This is a genomic window from Streptomyces inusitatus (assembly GCF_014651115.1).
Taxonomy (GTDB): domain Bacteria; phylum Actinomycetota; class Actinomycetes; order Streptomycetales; family Streptomycetaceae; genus Streptomyces; species Streptomyces amakusaensis.
Genome location: NZ_BMWG01000025.1, coordinates 100,342 through 114,409, shown reverse-complemented (window position 1 = coordinate 114,409; position 14,068 = coordinate 100,342). Strand labels below are relative to the sequence as shown.

Sequence of the window (14,068 nt, the reverse complement as noted above, 5' to 3'; positions counted from 1 at the left end):
TCTCAAGGAACGGACGCTTCCTTCAGGCCCTTTTCACCAGGCCCTCCGGGCTTTCCCTTCGGTCTTGCGTTTCCAACTCTACCAGATCCTTTTCCCATTCCGTTTCCGGTTTGGATTTTCAGATCCAGCGGCCAGTTGGACCGGCCTTTTGCCTTTCGGCTGCTCCGACTCTATCAGATCCTTTCGGGCCTGACTCCCGGTCGAAATCGGGTTGTCTTTCCGGCTGTTGGGCCGTTCCGACGTTTCAAACTCTAGCGGATTTCCCGGGCGACTCATAATCGAGTCTGTCCATCGGATTTCGGCGTGCCGAAATCCATCCCGACTGGGAGATCGTGCTGAGTTTGATTGCCGCAGATGCGGCGGGAGTGGCTGTCGCAGAACCGTTCCGGCCCCGTGACAACTCGGAGAACCTTACGGACCGGTGAAGTGCGTGTCAACTTCACCCGGCGCCTCTTGGAAAGGCCCTGGTCCAGGGCCTTTCTCAGGGGATGAGGCCCCGGCCCGGGCCGTCAGTCCAGGTCGCTGAGCCGGCCGCCCGCGTCGGGCTGGGCGTCCTCCACCCGGCGCAGTACGCGGATGAGGAGCTCGCCGAGGACTCCGCGCTCGTCGGCCGAGAGGTCCTGGAGCAGGTCGCCCTCGAAGTCGGAGGCCATCCGCATCGCCTCAAGCCACTTCGTACGGCCCTCGTCCGTCAGCTCCACGATCACGCGGACGCGGTTGCTCTCGTCGCGGTCCCGGGTGACCAGGCCCTCGCCGGCCATGCGGTCGATCCGGTGGGTCATCGCGGCCGGGGTGAGGCCCAGTCGCTTCGCCAGCTCGCCGGGGCCCATCCGATAGGGGGCTCCCGCGAGGACGAGGGTCTTGAGGACCTCCCACTCGGCGTTGGTGATGCCGAGGGTGGCGAGCTGGCGGCCGTAGCCGACGTTCATCCGGCGGTTGAGCCGGCCGAGCGCCGAGACCACCTTCTCGACCTGCGGATCGAGGTCTCCGTACTCGCGCTGGTACGCAGCGATCTGCTCGTCGAGGGACGGCTCCTGGATGGCCGGGCCCGTCACTGCTGGGCCCTCGGGGCTCGCGTTAGGCATACGGCGCAGTATCGCACGACACACATTGGCATTGAAGTCCTTCGATGTGTACTGTTAAGCCTCGAACTTTACTGTTGAAGTCTTGAGGCTTCACTCCTTTCGATCTCTGAGGCAGGTGAGTGTGAGCAAGGTGATGGGTGCAGCGATGCGCCGGATCCAGGCAGGGAGCGCGCTGAGCGCGTTCGGACTCGGTTTCACGGTCCCGTATCTCTACGTCTATGTGGCGCAGGTACGGGATCTGGGCGCGACGACGGCCGGGGCCGTTCTCGCGGTCTTCGCCATGGCCGCACTCGTCGCTCTCCCCTTCACCGGGCGGGTCATCGACCGGCGCGGGCCGCTGCCCGTGCTGGTGGGGGCGGCAGTGCTCGCCTCGGCGGGCGCCGTCTCCATCGGTCTGGCCGAGGGCGTGCCGGCCGTGGTGGCCTCGGCCGCGCTGCTGGGTGCCGGAACAGCGGTGATGCAGCCGGCGCTGGCCACGATGCTGGTCTGGTGCACCGACGCGACGGGGCGTACCCGTGCCTTCGCCATGCAGTTCTTTCTGCAGAACCTGGGGCTCGGCCTCGGCGGGCTGATCGGCGGGCAGATCGTCGACAAGAGCCGGCCCGAGAGCTTCACCCTGCTCTTCGGCATCGAGGCCGTGATGTTCCTGGTGCTCGCCGGGATCGCGCTCACCGTCCGGCTGCCGCGCCCCGCCTCCCTTCAGCAGCCCCAGGCCGCGCGGTCCGGGGCCAAGGGCGGGATGCGGGTGCTGCTCGGGCACAAGGCGATGGTCCAGCTCTGTGTGCTCGGCTTCGTCCTCTTCTTCGCCTGCTACGGACAGTTCGAGTCGGGGTTGGCCGCTTATGGCACCGAGGCGGCCGGAATCGAGCCGTCCACGCTGGGTACGGCGCTGGCCGCCAACACCGCGGTGATCGTGCTCGCGCAGTTCGTGGTGCTGAAGTTCGTGGAGCGCCGCAAGCGCAGCCGCATGATCGCGGCGGTTGGCCTGATCTGGGCCGTCGCCTGGCTGCTGGCGGGGTACGCGGGCCTGGGGTCGAGCAGTCAGGCCATGGCCACGGCGGCCTTCATCTCCACGTACGCGCTCTTCGGTCTCGGTGAGGCGATGCTCGCGCCGACCGTCGCGCCGATGGTCGCCGATCTGGCGCCGGAGTCGATGGTCGGTCAGTACAACTCGGCTTTCGCCCTGGTGAAGCAGCTCGCGCTGGCGCTCGGCCCGGCCATCGGCGGTCCGATGGGGGCCGCGCTGCACGGCCCGTACATCGTGACGTTCGTGCTGTTCTCGCTCGGTATCACCGTGCTGGCGATCCGGCTGGGGCGGCAGCTCACCCCCGTACAGAATCAGCCGTATTTGGCGGTCAGCTCGCGGGTGGTGGCGCAGCACAGGCCGGCCGAGCAGGTGGAGGCCGCGGCCTGACCCGTGTGGCAGGACCCAGGGGCAGAGTCTAGGTCTTGTCCCGGGTGGGGAGGGCGAACTCGCACCAGACGGCTTTGCCGCCGCCGGGGGTGCGGCGGCTGCCCCAGGACGAGGCGATCGTCGCGATGATGGAGATCCCGCGGCCCGCCTCGTCCTCTGTTTCGGCGCGGCGGCGGCGTGGCAGGTGGTCGTCGCCGTCGGTGACTTCGATGATCAGGCGGCGGTCGGTGCGGCGGAGTCTGAGGCGCATGGGCGGGGTGCCGTGCTGGAGGGAGTTGGCGACCAGTTCGCTGGTGGCCAGTACGCCGAGGTCGTGGAGCTCGGGGGAGAACCGCCAGGAGGCCATGACTCCGGAGGCGAAGGCGCGGGCGCGCGGTGCGGCCTCGGTGCCGCCGAGGAGGTCGAGTGCCGCGTTGTGGAAGAGCTCGGCGGAGGGTCCGGTGCGGGAGGGGTGCTGGACGACGAGGACGGCGACGTCGTCGTCGTGGTCGGCGGTGACTCCCTGGGAGCGGATGAGCCGGTCGCAGACGACCTGCGGGGTGCCGTCGGCTCCGGAGAGGGCGCGCTCCAGGGAGGCGACGCCTTCGTCGATGTCCTCGCCCCGGCGTTCGACGAGTCCGTCTGTATAGAGGACAGCGCTGGAGCCGGGCGGCAGGGCGATGGAGCCCGAGCTGTGGAGCCAGCCGCCGGTGCCGAGCGGCGGGCCGGTGGGGTCGGCGGCGCGGCGGACGGTGCCGTCCTCGTCGCGGACGAGGATGGGGAGGTGTCCGGCGGAGGCGTAGACGAGGCGGCCCTCGTTGGGGTCGTGGACGGCGTAGACGCAGGTGGCGATCTGGCTGGCGTCGATCTCGGCGGCCAGTCCGTCGAGGAGCTGGAGGACCTCGTGGGGCGGGAGGTCGAGCCGGGCGTAGGCGCGGACGGCGGTGCGGAGCTGGCCCATGACGGCGGCGGCGCGCACGCCCCGGCCCATGACGTCGCCGATGACCAGGGCGGTGCGGCCGGCTCCGAGGGTGATCACGTCGTACCAGTCGCCGCCGACCGCGGCGTCCTCGCTGCCGGGCTGGTAGGTGGCGGCGATGCGCAGGTCGTCGGGTTGTTCGAGTTCCTGGGGGAGCAGGGAGCGCTGGAGGGTGACGGCCATCTCGCGCTGGCGGCGCTCGCTGGCGCGCAGCCGGTCGGCGGATTCGGCGTGGCCGGTGACGTCGGTGGCGAAGACCAGCACTCCGCCGCCGGTGCCGGGGATCTCCACGGGCAGGCAGGTGGCGGTGTACGAGCCTCCCGCGGCGACTTTGCGGGACTTCACGGTGCGTGAGGTGCCGCCGCGCAGGACCTGGTCCATGAGCGGGGGCAGGCCCAGCTCGGCCAGCTCGGGGCAGGTGTCGGCGGCGCGGCTGCCGATCGGGCGGGGGCCGAAGGCGGTGGTGTAGGCGTCGTTGACGTAGGCGATGCGGTGTTCGGCGCCGTAGGCGACGGCGACCAGGGCGGGGAGCCGGCCGAGGATCTCGGCGATCGGGAAGTCCTCGACCGGGGGTGCGGCGGGGAGGCGGCCGGAGGGCCGCTCGCCGCTCGGGCGGGGGCCTTCGTGGGCGGTGTCGGCGCGGGCCGGGGCGGCCGGGTCCGCTTCGGCGGTGTCGCCGCGGGCCGCCGGGACCGATCCCTCTCCCCGGCCCTCCCGTCCGCCGTCTTCCCGGCGGTCCGGTCGGGGAGGCGCGGTGGAGATCCCGCGGTCGGCCCTTCGCGCCGCGGCGCGGCGCTGCGTACCGGGGAGCCTTGCGCTCCAACGCGTGAAGTTCACTGACTTTCTAGCCTCAATGGTTGTCGCCAAGGGTCACAAGGGTCACTCTGTGCAAATGTGAGCCCACCTATGGTCACACGACCAGTGTGACCGAGCGTACTGACAGTCGGTGTCGGCCGGGGGTCCGTCAGGCCCTTCGGGGGTTGCCGTCAGGCCCTGTGCCGGGTGGTCAGCCGCCGGTGGGACGGCTGTCGTCCGGGCCCGGTTCCGGGGTGTCCGGCGGTGGGGGCTTCGGCGTGTCCGCCGGTCCGGACCGTGGTGGGTCCGGGGGCGGCGGGGTGCCCGGTGGCGGTGTGGTGTGCCGGGGGCCGCCGGTGGCCGCGCTCTCGAATTCGGCGCGCGGGTGTTCCAGCGAGCCGAGAGAGACGATCTCCCGTTTGAAGAGTCCGGCGAGGGTCCACTCTGCCAGGACGCGCGCCTTCCGGTTGAGGGTGGGCATCCTGCTGAGGTGGTAGACGCGGTGCATCAGCCAGGCGGGGTAGCCCTTGAGCTTGCGTCCGTAGACATGGGCGACGCCCCGGTGCAGGCCGAGGGAGGCCACCGAGCCGACGTAGGCGTGGGCGTACTCCTGGAGCGGCCGGCCGCGCAGTGCGGCGGCGACGTTGGCGGCGAGGACTTTGGCCTGGCGTACGGCGTGCTGGGCGTTGGGGGCGCACTCCGCGCCCGGGGTGTCGGAGGTGATGTCCGGGACGGCGGCGGCGTCCCCGGCGGCCCAGACGTGTTCGGTGCCGACGACGGTGAGGTGGGCGGTGCAGCGGATTCTGCCGCGGTCGTTGCGGGGGAGGTCCGTGGCGGCGAGGACCGGGGCGGGTTTGACCCCCGCGGTCCAGACGACGGTCCTGGTGGGGAAGCGGCTGCCGTCGTCGAGCACGGCGACGCGGCCTTCGCAGGACTCCAGCCGGGTGGTGAGGCGTACGTCGATGTTGCGGGAGCGCAGTTCCCGGATGGCGTACTTGCCCATCTCCTCGCCGACCTCGGGGAGGATGCGGTCGCTGGCCTCCACGAGGATCCATTTCAGGTCCGCCGGCTTGATGTTGTGGTAGTAGCGGGCGGTGTAGCGGGCCATGTCCTCCAGTTCGGCGAGTGCCTCGACGCCCGCGTAGCCGCCGCCGACGAAGACGAAGGTGAGGGCGGCGTCGCGGATCGCGGGATCGCGGGTGGAGGAGGCGATGTCCATCTGTTCGATGACGTGATTGCGCAGCCCGATGGCTTCTTCGACGGTCTTGAAGCCGATGGCGTACTCGGCAAGGCCCGGAATGGGGAGGGTGCGGGAGACGGAACCCGGCGCGATGATGAGTTCGTCGTACGCCAATTCGATTGCGCCCGTCCCCTCGTCCGCGGTGGCGAGAGTGGTCACCGTCGCCGTGCGCTTGGCGTGGTCGACGGAGGTGGCCTCGCCGATGAGGATTTTGCATCTGCCGAGAACACGCCGGAGCGGGACCACCACATGCGCCGGGGCGATGGATCCGGCGGCGGCCTCGGGGAGGAAGGGCTGATACGTCATATAGGGGTCGGGCGAGACGACCAGGATCTCCGTCTCACCGCTGCCCAGCTCCCGTCTCAGCCTGCGCTGGAGGTGGAGCGCCGAATACATCCCGACATAGCCGCCACCGAGGACGAGAATCCGCGTGCCGGCGGTGCGCGCGGTCGGTGGGGTGCCGGGGGTCTGGCCCCGGGAGTCTGCTGCCTTCACCTTCCCATGACGCAACGGTCCCAGGCGTTTGTCCACAGCCCCGGCAAATTGTGTGACCGGAGGCTTTGTGCCGCCGTGCGCCGGGGTACTGCCGGCGGAAAGGGAAGGTGTGCAGGTCAGGGGTTACGTGAAGGGGGGCGCTGGGGGGCGTAAACGGGAGCCTTCCGGTCCTTGCTCCGATCGGGGGGCGCTCCGTGCGGAACTACCCCCTTCTGAATTGACCCCCGCTCAACTATGTTCGTACTTCGTCGGGGTGCTTGGTCAAGGCACGCCCGGCGGACCAGGCGGGGGAGGTCTCCGGGGGGAGACTCAGTGACCGGGGGAACACGTATGACCATTCAGGATTCGCATTGGCAGGCTGCCGTTCCGACGACCGCGGACACCCAGGTTCAGGGCGGTCATCAGGGCGGCGAGGGAGCGGGCGCGGGCGGCCGGGCGGGATCGGGTGCCGCCGGCCGTTCGGCGCCGCTGAGGGTGGACGCCCAGCGCAATCTGGAGCATGTGCTGCGGGCCGCCCGTGAGGTGTTCGGCGAGCTGGGTTACGGCGCGCCGATGGAGGATGTGGCGCGCCGGGCCAGGGTCGGCGTCGGGACGGTGTACCGCCGTTTCCCGAGCAAGGATGTGCTGGTGCGCCGAATAGCCGAGGAGGAGACCTCCCGGCTGACGGAGCAGGCGCGTACGGCTCTGGGGCAGGAGGAGGAGCCGTGGTCGGCGCTGGCCCGGTTCCTGCGGACCTCGGTGGCCTCGGGCGCGGGCCGGCTGCTGCCGCCGCAGGTGCTGCGGGTGGGCGTCGATCCGGACGAGGCTCCGGGGTCGTCGGCGGCGCGGGAGGAGACCCGGGTGCCGCATCAGCGGTCGAGTGCGCCCCTGGGGGGTGCGCAGCCGGATCTGCGGGTCGTCGGGCAGCGTCAGGTGCCGGGCGACGAGCAGGACGACGCGGGCGCCGGGGTGCTGCTGGAGGTCGTCGGGCAGTTGGTCGACCGGGCGCGGGCGGCGGGTGAGCTGCGGGGCGATGTGACCGTGGCCGATGTGCTGCTGGTGATAGCGACGGCGGCGCCCTCGCTGCCGGATGCGGCGCAGCAGGCCGCCGCGTCGGCCCGGCTGCTGGAGATTCTGCTTGAGGGGTTGCGCCCGAGAGGGCTGTGACCGGCTTCCGGCCGGGTGCGGGCCCAACTGGGCCGCACCCGTCGCCGGGGTCCTCGGCTCATGGCCTTCCGCCGGACAAATGGCTGAATTTTCCTCCGGGAAACTCTCGATCGGGCGCGGATTCGGTCAGTTCTCCCCGGATGAGTGGTTGACACGGCTGGGGGGTCGGAGCGCAGTTGCCGTGTGGCACGCTTGCCCGGTGTTCGGGTCTGAGGTGCTGACGGCGGCTTCCGCGATGAATGAGGGCTTCCGCGATGAGCGGTGACGGGCGGGACGCACAGGACGAATCGGTCGGCGGATCCGGCGGTACGGACGGCCCGAACGGCACCGGCACCGGGTCCGGCGGCGGGTCCGCGCCGCAGGTGCCGGAGCAGGGCGCTGTCGGTGTTCCCGGGCGGGGGGCCGCCGGTCGTACCGTGCCCGGTCAGGGCATGGACGGCACTCGGGCGGACGACTCTTCGGCGTTCGGTGCCGCCGCTCCCGGCTCAGGGGCCGTTCCGAGGGACGCCTCCGTGCCGCCGCAGCGCGAGGGCGGGGGCGCGAGGTCCGATTCGCTGCTGCCGCCGCCGCGTGAGCTGCCGCAGTCCGACGCGGAGCTGATCCAGCGGATGCGGGGCGGTGACGACAGCGCCTACGCGGAGCTGTTCCGGCGGCACTCCGACGCGGTGCGCCGCTATGCGCGCACCTGCTGCCGGGACGCGCACACCGCCGACGATCTGACGGCCGAGGTCTTCGCGCGGACGCTCCAGGCGGTGCGCGGCGGCGCGGGGCCCGAGCACGCGGTGCGGGCGTATCTGCTCACCACGGTCCGGCGGGTGGCCGCGACCTGGACGAAGACCGCCAAGCGGGAGCAGTTGGTCGACGACTTCGCGGTGTTCGCCGCCGACGCCGCCCGCGGCACGGACGCCACGGCGGACAAGACGCTCGATCTGGGCGCGGACGTCCGGGCGATGCACGAGGCCGAACAGTCCCTGGCGCTGAGGGCGTTCCGGTCGCTGCCGGAGCGCTGGCAGGCGGTGCTCTGGCACACCACCGTGGAGGAGGAGTCGCCCAGCGAGATCGCGCCGCTCTTCGGGCTGACCGCCAATGCCACGGCGGTGCTGGCCGGCCGGGCGCGCGAGGGGCTGAAACAGGCCTATCTCCAGGCGCATGTGAGTTCGGCGCTGACCTCCGGCGGGGACTGCGCCCGCTATGCCGACCGGCTGGGGGCCTATGCGCGCGGCGGGCTGCGGATGCGGGCCGAACTGGGTCTGCGCAAGCATCTGGAGGAGTGCGCCAAGTGCCGGCTGGCGGCGGGCGAGCTGGCGCATGTGAACTCGGGGATCCCCGCGCTGCTGCCGGTCGCGGTCATCGGCTGGTTCGCCGCCGGGTATTCGGTCAAGGCCGCCGGGATCGTCGCCGGGGGCGCGGCCGGGGCGGCGGGAGCGGGAGCCGCCGCTGCCGCCACCGGCGGCGGCTCGGCGGGGGCGGTCGGCGGGGCCGCCGCGTCCGAGGGGCTGGGGGCTCCGGCCAAGGCAGGCATCGCCGCGCTGCTGGCGGTCGCCGCGACGGCCGGGCTGGTGTGGGCGCTGTCCAACGACAAGCGTGACCCGGAGCCGGTGGCCGAGCCGCCCGCCGTGCGGTCCGTCGCCCCGGTGGATCCGACGCCCTCCCCCAGGACCGTACCGCCCAGGCCCGCGCCGCCGGAGCGGCCGAGCCCGAGGCCCGCGACCTCCGCGACCTCCGCGCCCGCCCCGGCGAAGCCGGTGCCCGCCCGGCCGACGCCCACCCCGTCCACGCCCGCGCCCGAGCCGCCCGCGCCGAAGCCGAAACCGAGCCCCAGCCCGAGTCCGACTCGGGCCACGCCCACTCCGAGGCCGAGCCCCACTCCCTCGCCGTCCGCGCCGAAGCCGAAACCGAGCCCGAAGCCGAAGGTCTACCAGGTCAACCGTTTGCAGTACAGCGTCTTCGGCGACCACACCGGGCCCGAGGTGCGGCTCGCCGAGAGCAGCTGGCTCTGGCAGCGGACGGGGCTGCTGATCGGCGGCGAGCGGTACGCGCACGGGGTGACCGTGCACGCCTCCTCGTCCGTCGCGATCGACCTCAACCGGACGTGCTCCGGCTATGACGCCGTGGTCGGGGTGGACGATCTGACGATGGGGCTGGGGTCCGTGCGGTTCTCGGTGTACGGGGACGGCGAGCGGCTGTGGAAGTCGCCGGTGCTGCGGGGCGGCCAGGCCGGAGTGCCGGTGCATGTCCCGATCGGGGGGCACGAGACGATCCGGCTGGTGGTGGAGCCCCAGACGCCGTTCGACGCGGTCGCGCTCGCGGGATGGGCGAACTCCCGGATCAGCTGCGTCTGACCGGGGTGACCCCCCTGGTGCCTCAGGGGCTCGGACCTCAGGGCCTCAGGGAGGGGCGCGGGGGCACTCCGGTGGGGACGGCGCGCTGGCGGGGAGCGGCCGTGCCGGTCCAGCAGGTGCCTCGGCGGGAGAGCAGACGGCGCAGCCACAGTTCGGTGGAGACGAGGTCGGCGAGGCCGTCGAGCGGGAGCGGCTCGCCCTCGGAGGCCGCGCGGAGGGCCTTGCGGATCACCCGGGCCTCGATCAGCCCCGCGTCCGCCAGGAGGGGCGCGTCGAAGAGGGCGATCAGCTGGGGCAGCGCCGCGTGCAGCCCCTTGCGGGCGGCCAGGGCCGAGGTGTTGTGGGTGGACGCGCCCCAGCCGGGGGGCAGTTGATGGACGCCCGCGCCCGCGAGGACGGTGCGGAGGATCTCCGCGCGCGCTCCGGGGCGTACCCGGAGGGACTCGGGCAGGGCGCGGCAGGCGCGTACGACCTGGTTGTCCAGGAAGGGCGCGTGGAGGCGCTGGCTGCGGATCTCCGCGGCCTGTTCCAGGATGCGCTGGTCGAAGGCGTGCCGGGCGAGCGCGGCACGGGCCCTGGCCTCTCCGGGGCGCTGCACCAGGACCGGCCGGGTCGCCGCTTCGGTGAGGCGGGCCGAGACCTCGGCGAGTGCCTCGCCGGTGAGCCAGCGCGCGGCCGGGCCCGGCCGGGACCAGGCCAGGGCGGCCAGGGACGCGCCCAGTGGGCCGTCGTCGTGGCGGGTCTCGGTGCGGCCGGCTTCGAGGAGCTGTCCTGCCGCGCTCTCCAGGCCGGTGCGGTACGGCGTACGGGCCAGCCGCCGGGCGGCCCGGTAGACGGTGAGCGGGATGAACAGGGAGTGCGCGGAGGGCCCTTCGGCCCGGGTCAGCGCGGCGGCGGGCCGCAGCAGATGGCGGCGCTGCCGGTCGAGGAGGAGGTCGGCGAGGCGCGCCGGGTGGGCGTCGAGGACCTGTCGCGCGCCCGCGCCGGTGAAGTGGTCGGCGCTCCCGGAGGCCAGCCTGGAGCGGTGGCGCTCGGCGAGGACGAGGGAGGGCGCGGGTTCGTCGGTGAGCGGCCCGTTGCCCAGTCCGGCGTAGGGCAGGCCCTCCTCGCCCGCCGCGACGACGACATGGTGCAGGCGCGGGTCGGCGGCGAGGGCGCGGGCCCGTTCGAGTTCGGCTTCGCGGGCTTCGTCGGTGAGGTCGTTGTAGGTGACGGCGAGGAGGCGTGTCCCCGCGCCGGTGCCGTGGCCGAGTACGGTGCCGGGCCGGCCCGGCAGTCCGGCCGCGAGGAGTGCCAGCGTCCCGGAGGCGCTGCCTCCGGAGAGGTCGGCGCCGATGCCGGGGGCGGGGGCGCCGCGCTGGGCGCGCCGGTCGGCGGGGCCCATGCCGGGGACCGGGCCCGGGTCCTGGGGGAGGGTCTCGGGGGCGTGGCGGGGGGCGTCGAGCCGGGCTCGTACCGCTTCGATCAGGGCCTCCCGTACGCCGTCCACCGCGTGTTCGGCCTCGATCCGGGGGCCGGCGACGGCGAGGGAGGCGACCTGCTCGTAGCCGGTGATCTCGCGGGAGCCCTCGCGGAGGATCAGCGCGTGGCCGGGCGGGACGCGTCTGACGCCTTCGTAGGGGGTGGAGTCGCGCAGCGCCTCCGGGGTCTCGGGGCAGGCGAGGAGGGCGGCGAGGTGTCCGATGTCGAGCTGGGCCTCGATGAGGTCGGCGAGGGGGAGGGCGGCGGTGGCGTACGCGGTGCCGTTCGCCCAGGGGGTGTGGAAGACGGGGCGGGCCCCGGCGAGGTCGCCGACGACGGTGATCCGCCGGCCGGACTGGACGACGGCGGTGTAGCTGCCGGGCCACGCGGTCAGATGGCGCAGTGCCCCGCCGCGCGCGGAGAGCAGTCCGGCGCGCAGTTCGTCGTCGCTCGCGGCGCAGCAGCCGAGGACGGCCATCCGGGTGGTGTGGTGGGTGCTCGCGGCGGGCCCGGCCGGTGGGTCGAGGGCGACGACGCGGACCTCGTCGGGACGCCAGTCGCCAACCGCCCAGAGCGGGTCGGGGTCGCCCCACAGCGGCTGTGAGCCGACGGGTTGCAGGGTGCGGCCCTCGTCGGGCGCGCCCACGGCTCCGGCCGAGCCGAAGTGGGCGGCGACACTGCTCCATCCCACCAACCATCGCATCGCCGCCTCCACAGGCTGTGGACAAACCCTGGCCGGCGGGCCAGGCCGTCGAGGTGCACGCTACGCCCGGCGGGCGGGCGCGCCGCGGCCGGGCGCACGGGACAAGCGTCACACTCGGCCGGCGGGGGGCGGGCGGAGGCTCCGCCCGCGCCGGGGGCGTGGACCGGCCCCGGTGCCGGGGCCGCACCCGCCCGTTCGGGAACATGCTGCCACGAAGGAAGCGCGCGGAGATGTGCCCGGGTAGCACGAGCAAAAAGCGAACGGGCCTCACGGGCGGCTGATTTGATGATGGCCGGACGCGAAGTGGAATGATCGCGCGGATCCCATTGGGAACAAATCACGCAACGGCAATGGTTGAGATCCGGCCAATCTCCGGCCGCCGCGGGGCAGCACAGAACCTACCGAACCACCCACCGGGCAGGCCCCGGCCGACACCCGTAAAAGGGCGCACAGCAGTCCGGGAGGCGCGGTCCGCCTCCCGGACCGGTCCGCCGCCCGCGGGGATTGAAGACGGCGGTGTCCCCCAGCCCACTGGTTCCAGTACGCAGTGGGCCGACCCACGCAGCACTCATGGAAGTCCCTCCCCCGCACTCCGGACAGAGCGCACGGACAGGCGCACGGCCACACGGCCGGGGCTCAGCCAGGGCGCGCCCCGGACGGCCGCGCCGGGCCGCCCGGGAGGGCCGTCCCACAGCGCACAACAATCCCGCCATACGGAACTCCGCCCCTTAACGGTCGGGATGCGGCGAACTACGCTGGGTTTACTGATGTTCTGAACCTACGGGCATATTCCGCGACGCCCGGCCGGCCGCTTGTGCGACCCGGACCGCGCCGGGGCTGCCGGAGACCGCCCGCCGGGGAGGACTCAGTACGAATGCCGCGCTCCGGACAGCGACGCGGCGGCCGTCTGCGTGTCGAGGGGTGGGCCATGTCCAGGGAGCAACGCGGGCCGAACGAAAAGCTCGGCACCGTTCTCGCCCTCGCGGGAATCAGCAACGCCGGGCTCGCCCGGCGGGTCAACGACCTCGGGGCGCAGCGTGGTCTGACGCTCCGTTATGACAAGACCTCCGTGGCCCGGTGGGTGTCGAAGGGCATGGTCCCCCAGGGCGCCGCCCCGCATCTCATCGCCGCCGCGATCGGCGCCAAGCTCGGCCGTCCCGTACCGCTGCACGAGATCGGGCTCGCGGACGCCGATCCGGCCCCCGAGGTCGGACTCGCCTTCCCGCGCGACGTGGGCGCGGCGGTGAAGTCGGCCACCGAGCTGTACCGCCTGGACCTGGCGGGCAGACGGGCCGGGAGCGGCGGGATCTGGCAGTCCCTCGCCGGTTCCTTCGCGGTGAGCGCGTACGCCACCCCCGCCTCCCGCTGGCTGATAACGCCCGCCGACTCCTCGGTCGAGCGGATGCCGGACCTCCCGCCCGGGGAGAGCGCCCCCGAGGACGCGCCCACCCGGGTGGGCCACAGCGATGTGGCCAAGCTGCGGGAGGCCGCCGAGGACGCCCGCCGCTGGGACTCCAAGTACGGCGGCGGGGACTGGCGTTCCTCGATGGTGCCCGAGTGCCTGCGGGTGGACGCCGCGCCGCTGCTGCTCTCCTCGTACTCCGACGAAGTGGGCCGCGCGCTCTTCGGGGCGACCGCCGAGCTGACCCGGCTGGCCGGGTGGATGGCCTTCGACACCGGCCAGCAGGAGGCCGCCCAGCGGTACTACATCCAGGCGCTGCGCCTCGCCCGCGCGGCGGCCGACGTCCCGCTCGGGGGCTATGTGCTGGCGTCGATGTCGCTCCAGTCGATCTACCGGGGCTTCGCGGACGAGGGCGTCGACCTCGCCCAGGCCGCGCTCGAACGCAACCGGGGCCTCGCCACCGCCCGCACGATGAGCTTCTTCCGGCTGGTCGAGGCCCGGGCGCACGCCAAGGCGAACGACGCGGTGGCCGCCGGCGCGGCGCTGAAGGCCGCCGAGGCCTGGCTGGAGCGCTCCCGGGACGGCGACAGCGACCCCACCTGGCTGGGTTTCTACTCGTACGACCGGTTCTGCGCGGACGCGGCCGAGTGCTATCGCGATCTGAAGGCCCCCCGGCAGGTGCGGCGCTTCACCGAACAGGCGCTGTCGCGGCCCACCGAGGAGTTCGTCCGCTCGCACGGGCTGCGGCTGGTGGTCAGCGCCGTCGCCGAGCTGGAGTCGGGCAATCTGGACGCGGCCTGCGCGGCGGGCACCCGGGCGGTGGAGGTCGCCGGGCGGATCTCCTCGGCGCGGACCACGGAGTACGTACGGGATCTGCTGCACCGGCTGGAGCCGTACGGGCACGAGCCGAGGGTCGCGGAGCTGCGGGAGCGGGCGCGGCCGCTGCTGATGGCCCCGGCGTAGCGGGCGGGACCGGGGGCCTCGGGGGGGCCGGTGGCTCCGGCTCCGGCGGCTACGGCGGCTACGG

At 73.0% G+C, this 14,068-nt stretch carries 8 protein-coding genes; 4 read left to right on the top strand and 4 right to left on the bottom strand.

Annotated elements, in window-relative coordinates; translation table 11 throughout:
- Window positions 1-509: 509 nt before the first annotated feature.
- Entirely contained in the window at window positions 510-1,085 is a 576-nt protein-coding gene (locus tag IE247_RS29010; protein ID WP_190126278.1) for a MarR family winged helix-turn-helix transcriptional regulator, read from the bottom strand.
- A 133-nt stretch (window positions 1,086-1,218) separates the two neighbouring features.
- Between IE247_RS29010 and IE247_RS29005 the strand changes: the two genes are divergently transcribed.
- Window positions 1,219-2,499: an MFS transporter gene (locus tag IE247_RS29005; RefSeq protein WP_229869415.1), complete on the top strand. Its 1,281-nt coding sequence runs from the start codon at window positions 1,219-1,221 to the stop codon at window positions 2,497-2,499.
- 28 nt (window positions 2,500-2,527) lie between these two features.
- On the opposite strand, the gene IE247_RS29000 is transcribed toward IE247_RS29005, so the two are convergent.
- Together IE247_RS29000 and IE247_RS28995 are read right to left on the bottom strand one after the other, a co-directional pair.
- Window positions 2,528-4,294 (bottom strand): ATP-binding SpoIIE family protein phosphatase, encoded by a 1,767-nt coding sequence (locus IE247_RS29000; protein WP_190126277.1) that lies wholly within the window; start codon window positions 4,292-4,294, stop codon window positions 2,528-2,530.
- A gap of 169 nt (window positions 4,295-4,463) precedes the next feature.
- Window positions 4,464-5,888, bottom strand: a complete 1,425-nt coding sequence (locus IE247_RS28995; RefSeq protein ID WP_229869420.1) for an NAD(P)/FAD-dependent oxidoreductase — start codon at window positions 5,886-5,888, stop codon at window positions 4,464-4,466.
- A 429-nt stretch (window positions 5,889-6,317) separates the two neighbouring features.
- On the opposite strand from IE247_RS28995, the gene IE247_RS28990 reads away from it, so the two are divergent.
- A complete protein-coding gene (locus tag IE247_RS28990; RefSeq protein ID WP_190126275.1) occupies window positions 6,318-7,133 on the top strand; it encodes a TetR/AcrR family transcriptional regulator in 816 nt (271 codons plus the stop codon).
- A gap of 254 nt (window positions 7,134-7,387) precedes the next feature.
- Window positions 7,388-9,475 carry a sigma-70 family RNA polymerase sigma factor gene (locus tag IE247_RS28985; protein ID WP_190126274.1) on the top strand — a complete coding sequence of 696 codons (2,088 nt, stop codon included), beginning with the start codon at window positions 7,388-7,390 and terminating at the stop codon, window positions 9,473-9,475.
- 37 nt (window positions 9,476-9,512) lie between these two features.
- Here IE247_RS28985 and IE247_RS28980 read toward each other — a convergent pair whose 3' ends face one another.
- On the bottom strand, window positions 9,513-11,639 hold the full coding sequence (locus tag IE247_RS28980) for an asparagine synthase-related protein (protein ID WP_190126273.1): 2,127 nt from the start codon (window positions 11,637-11,639) through the stop codon (window positions 9,513-9,515).
- Between the two features lie 928 nt (window positions 11,640-12,567).
- On the opposite strand from IE247_RS28980, the gene IE247_RS28975 reads away from it, so the two are divergent.
- Window positions 12,568-14,004, top strand: coding sequence for an NsdA family TPR-like regulatory protein (locus IE247_RS28975; protein WP_190126272.1), 1,437 nt, complete (start codon window positions 12,568-12,570; stop codon window positions 14,002-14,004).
- Window positions 14,005-14,068: the final 64 nt, after the last annotated feature.

What these genes read in the sequence shown, in the direction of transcription:
- IE247_RS29010 (WP_190126278.1), bottom strand. Translation starts at nt 1,085, where the DNA reads ATGCCTAACGCGAGCCCCGAGGGCCCAGCAGTGACGGGCCCGGCCATC.
- IE247_RS29005 (WP_229869415.1), top strand. Translation starts at nt 1,219, where the DNA reads ATGGGTGCAGCGATGCGCCGGATCCAGGCAGGGAGCGCGCTGAGCGCG.
- IE247_RS28995 (WP_229869420.1), bottom strand. Translation starts at nt 5,888, where the DNA reads ATGTATTCGGCGCTCCACCTCCAGCGCAGGCTGAGACGGGAGCTGGGC.
- IE247_RS28990 (WP_190126275.1), top strand. Translation starts at nt 6,318, where the DNA reads ATGACCATTCAGGATTCGCATTGGCAGGCTGCCGTTCCGACGACCGCG.
- IE247_RS28985 (WP_190126274.1), top strand. Translation starts at nt 7,388, where the DNA reads ATGAGCGGTGACGGGCGGGACGCACAGGACGAATCGGTCGGCGGATCC.
- IE247_RS28980 (WP_190126273.1), bottom strand. Translation starts at nt 11,639, where the DNA reads ATGCGATGGTTGGTGGGATGGAGCAGTGTCGCCGCCCACTTCGGCTCG.
- IE247_RS28975 (WP_190126272.1), top strand. Translation starts at nt 12,568, where the DNA reads ATGTCCAGGGAGCAACGCGGGCCGAACGAAAAGCTCGGCACCGTTCTC.